At 38.8% G+C, this 4,739-nt stretch carries 4 protein-coding genes; 2 read left to right on the plus strand and 2 right to left on the minus strand.

Features of this window, described 5'->3' with window-relative positions; translation table 11 throughout:
* On the plus strand, positions 1–1,216 hold a 1,216-nt coding region (gene dnaB, locus B2X72_RS23980), incomplete at its 5' end, for a replicative DNA helicase (RefSeq protein ID WP_286851812.1).
* Between the two features lie 129 nt (positions 1,217–1,345).
* Here dnaB and B2X72_RS23985 read toward each other — a convergent pair.
* Entirely contained in the window at positions 1,346–2,239 is an 894-nt protein-coding gene (locus tag B2X72_RS23985) for a DUF3078 domain-containing protein (RefSeq protein ID WP_088162174.1), read from the minus strand.
* Between the two features lie 475 nt (positions 2,240–2,714).
* Between B2X72_RS23985 and rlmH the strand changes: the two genes are divergently transcribed.
* Positions 2,715–3,188, plus strand: a complete 474-nt coding sequence (gene rlmH / locus B2X72_RS23990) for a 23S rRNA (pseudouridine(1915)-N(3))-methyltransferase RlmH (RefSeq protein ID WP_145327024.1) — start codon at positions 2,715–2,717, stop codon at positions 3,186–3,188.
* Between the two features lie 605 nt (positions 3,189–3,793).
* Here the strand turns inward: rlmH and B2X72_RS23995 are convergent.
* On the minus strand, positions 3,794–4,739 hold a 946-nt coding region (locus B2X72_RS23995), incomplete at its 5' end, for a PQQ-dependent sugar dehydrogenase (protein WP_286851815.1).

Below are 4,739 nucleotides of genomic sequence, written 5' to 3' on the forward strand. Positions count from 1 at the left end.
TGCACGTATTATTTCACAGAAATATATCCAGCGTGAGCTGATTAAAGTTTCTACTGAAATTATTAATAGCTCATACGATGAAACGTCAGATATCTTCGATCTGTTGGATCATGCCGAAAAAAGTTTGTTTGATATCGCGCAGAATAACTTGCGGAGAGATTCAAGAAAGATGGACGATATTATGCGTGAGGCGATCTCTAATCTTGAGATGCTGCGTGACCGCACAGATGGTCTGACAGGTGTACCTTCGGGTTTGACTGCCTTGGATCGTATGACTTCAGGTTGGCAGCCTTCTGATCTGGTTATTATTGCAGCACGTCCAGCGATGGGAAAGACGGCATTCGTACTTTCCGTTGCACGTAATGCTGCAGTGGAACACGGAAAAGCAGTTGCCGTATTCTCGCTGGAGATGTCATCTGTTCAGCTTGTCAATCGTCTAATCGCTGGTGAAACCGAAATTGAGCAAGAGAAATTGAAAAAAGGAAATCTTGCTGATCATGAATGGCAACAATTACATTCGAGAATTGGTCGTTTAACTGATGCGCCTATTATTATTGATGATACGCCGGCGTTGAACGTGTTCGAATTTAGAGCTAAATGTAGGCGCTTAAAGGCACAATACGATATCCAGATGGTGATCGTCGATTACTTGCAGTTAATGCATGGAAAAGCAGACGGTAAAGGAGGGGGGAACCGTGAACAAGAGATTGGTAGTATTTCCCGTGCTTTGAAATCTGTTGCCAAAGAGTTAAATATTCCTGTGCTCGCATTGTCGCAGTTGAGTCGTGCAGTAGAGTCAAGGCCAGGAAATAGTAAGCGCCCTATGTTGTCCGATTTACGGGAGTCTGGTTCTATTGAGCAGGATGCGGATATGGTTCTTTTCTTATATAGGCCCGAATATTATGGTTTGACAGAAGATGAAGAGGGACGTCCTACTGCCGGTGTCGGTGAAGTTATTATTGCAAAACACCGTAATGGTGAGACCGGAATTGTTCCACTTCGCTTTGTGGGTAAATTTGTGAAGTTTGTGGATTTAGAAGATGAGTTTTCGGGTATGGGTGGTGGAGATGGATTCGGTGATGCACCGGCTACATTTTCTGCTTCTGCATTGAATCCGTCGCCAAACTTTGCTGATGATTTTAGTGCTGGGGGCTTCAGTGGGGGGATTACTATGCCATCCCGAATGAACGACATGCCTGATGATGCGCCATTTTAGTGATTAATTTTACATAAGTATTCCTAAATAATAGAAAAAACCGAATGATTTAAATTCGGTTTTTTCGTTTACAGCGACTTCGTAATTTATCTTGCTTATGTGGGCTTGTGCCTGCTATTTTTTTTGCCTTTAAAACTTGTATGTCACGCCAGCACCAACAATTTGCCTAATTTGTAGGGCAGAATTTCTCTTTCCAACTTCAACATTATCTTTAATAATCGGAATAGCCGTATTGTCATCGTAGATCATCTGTACACCTGCGTTTACTGTAATAAACTTATTTACCTTCATAAAAAGATTGGCCGTATAGTCGATATCTACATTTTGAGGTTTATCTAAATAGTTTGAATAGAGTTTTAGTATATTTTCAAATGAAATGTTCTCCATTAAATTTACTTTATAATAAGCATCAAATGATGCACCGAATTCAGTGCGGGACTTGCTGTTCGGATTTAGTCCATATCGTGTAGAAAGGAGTGTATCACTTACGAATACAAAGCGCACAGCCGCAGGTGAAAGATTAAATCTGAGGTTGTCCGATCGTTTGTAAGCAAAACCCGGACCGAAGCTCAGGTATGCCGGAGCTAAAAACCTGGATATCCTTTTTTGGGGTGAAGCTGTGTAATCATAACCATCGGCAAATTGTGTGTTAAAGTTTAGAAAAAAGGTATAAAGCCAATACTGAGACGCCTGATGTCCCAACAAGCTATTTAAAACTAATCGGTCATCATTTTTGCGCCAGTCCGACTCTTTTTGAAAGGTTAGCCCATAAGCCGCTAGGACCTTGTTGTCCCATGACCATTTGCCTTTTTTGTAATTGAAGTCGTAATTAAGAGTTAGGTTGCCGGAGAATGAATTTACACCACCTGCAGCCCAATTAGAAAATGAACTTTGGTTGATCAGAAAGGTGTTTTCTCCTTTGATAATCCAGGTTTTCGTACTGTCTACCGCGGTTGTCTGAGCGTAGGTTTCATGTGCTAATAAGCCAAAAGCAATAAGAATAATTGATTTTATTATTTTCATGTGTATACTTAATTTGTTTGCATTTCCATATTATTGTAATCCAGATGAGCACGTACAGTTTCACATCTTTTTAGACAACTAACGCAGCAGCTTTATTTCTGCGTATTGGAATTGTTGAAATATATTTCGTTCCTATTGTTATATACAACAATCTGATCTGATCGATGCGCTTAAAACGAGGTCATTATCCATTTTCAGCGTGATGTTTTAAGCGTGTACGAGAAAATAAATGTTTTATAACTAAACGAATAAATGAGGTTAATGTTTTTTTGTCCTTTTGATTGTGTTTATTTTAAATAAAATCAGAACTTTGCTCAATTGTATGTATGCGCTATTTATTAGCGTAGCAGCTCTTGGATAAAAGTTTATGAGCAGCTTTTGACAATACCCGGGAACAAGAACAAAGCCATTATTTTGGATCGAGAAAGCCGGCTTCTATTGTGCTATTCATAACAAAAACTTATAAAATGTTTAGATGAAGATAACGCTACTTTGTATAGGTAAGACAGATGACAAATACCTGATAGAGGGTATTGATAAGTATATTAAACGGTTAAAGTTTTATGTGAACTTTAATATCCTGGTGATACCAGACATCAAAAATGTCAAAAATCTTTCTGCTGAGCAGCAGAAAGATAAGGAGGCTCTTTTGATTCTAAAACAATTACAGCCTCAAGATTTAGTCGTTCTGCTGGATGAACATGGAAAAGAGTTTCGCTCCCTGGAGTTTTCTGCTTATCTGGAAAAAATGATGGTGCAAAGTGTTCAGCATATGGTATTTATTATTGGTGGCCCCTATGGATTTGACCAAAAAATTTATGATCGAGCAAATTCAAAAATTTCGTTGTCCAAGATGACATTTTCGCATCAAATGATTCGTTTGTTTTTTACAGAGCAGCTTTATCGTGCATTTTCTATCATGAAGGGAGAGCCTTATCATCACGAATAATATGGAAAAAAGTCCGTAACTTCATCATGAATAAAAACAAGCTTATGAATTTGCCCAACAAACGAGATTATCACTATAAAAGTGACGAAGGAGAAAAAAATAGCCAATTGAATAAATACATTATGATTGCTTGTATTATAATCGTAATCGCATTGGCCTATTTTTTCGCATAGCTTAATGCCCTTCCATACGGATCTAGTAAAAGAAATAAATCTCTTACTTAATATCCGTATGGAGGATATCAGCAGATAATTTTAATAAATTTTAATTGAATTGTTTAAGCAAGAACGCTTAATTTTTGGGAGAAGGTTGGCAGGTTTTGCGCGTTCTTTTTGGGGCGGTGTTGTTTACAAATCCCCAGTTGGTCATATAGAATGACAAGGGATTAATTTCTAATAGTTTTTTCATTTTTTCTTTTTTTACCATATAATAATTTATTGATTCGCTAATAGATGATCAATAATCGAGCCAAACTAAAGTGGTTGTCATGTTCGAAAAGAAATATAGGAAATAAGGTCGATAAAAAATAATTGAAAGGGTGTTTTTAGGGCTAGGTCAACATAAAACGCAGCCCATTTGAGAGGGGCTGCGTCGAATCGAAGTATTTATTTTTTATCAATTTTATATAATTTTCCGATATCTGTGATAGCGTACAGCGCGCCATCTTTTCCCTGCGTGATATCTCTAAATCGTTGACCTTCACTACCTAGTAGGCGTTCTTCTCCAACCACCTTGTTATCCTTTAGTATAATTCTGGCAATGTGCATGCTGCTCAAACCGCAAATAAAGAGATTATTCTTCCATTCTGGAATATTCTGTCCGGTATAGAATGTAATTCCACTAGGCGAGAGAACAGGATCCCAATAATAGACGGGTTGTTCCAGACCGTCTTTTTGTTGTATGCCCTCACCAACCTTATCTCCTTTATATTCTATACCATACGTAATCGTTGGCCATCCATAATTCTTGCCGGCTTCAATTCTGTTCAACTCGTCGCCGCCCCGTGGACCAAATTCAGTTTCCCAAAGATCGCCAGTTTCAGGATGTAAGACAAGTCCCTGTGGATTACGATGTCCATAACTGTAAATTTCCGGACGTGCATTTGCCTTGCCTATAAATGGATTCCCAGGGGCAGGCTGTCCATCAGTGGTTATGCGTAGGATCTTGCCCAATGCTGCATTCAGATCTTGTGCCAATGGTCTTGTGACCAAATCAGATCTTTCACCCGTGCTCAAAATAATATTGCCTTCTTTATCAAAGATAATACGGCCACCATAATGCAAGTTCCCTTTATGAGCAGGAGTAGCTTGGTAGATAACTTTAGCACCTTCTATCGATTTCTCGTCTGCGGACAGTTTTCCTTTCGCAACAGCCGTCAAAGTTCCGGCAGCGGTATTATCAGAGAAAACCCAATATATCATACGGTTTGACTCGAATTTTGGATCAAGACGTAATCCCAAAAGTCCACCTTGTCCACTGCTATTGACTTGAGGTAAACCTTTAATTGGTTCACTTAATTTACCGTCTACAGTTGCAATGCGAAAATCACCT

Origin of the sequence: Sphingobacterium sp. UBA7253, from assembly GCF_002472745.1 — a bacterium.
In the GTDB taxonomy this organism is placed as follows: Bacteria; Bacteroidota; Bacteroidia; order Sphingobacteriales; family Sphingobacteriaceae; genus Sphingobacterium; species Sphingobacterium siyangense.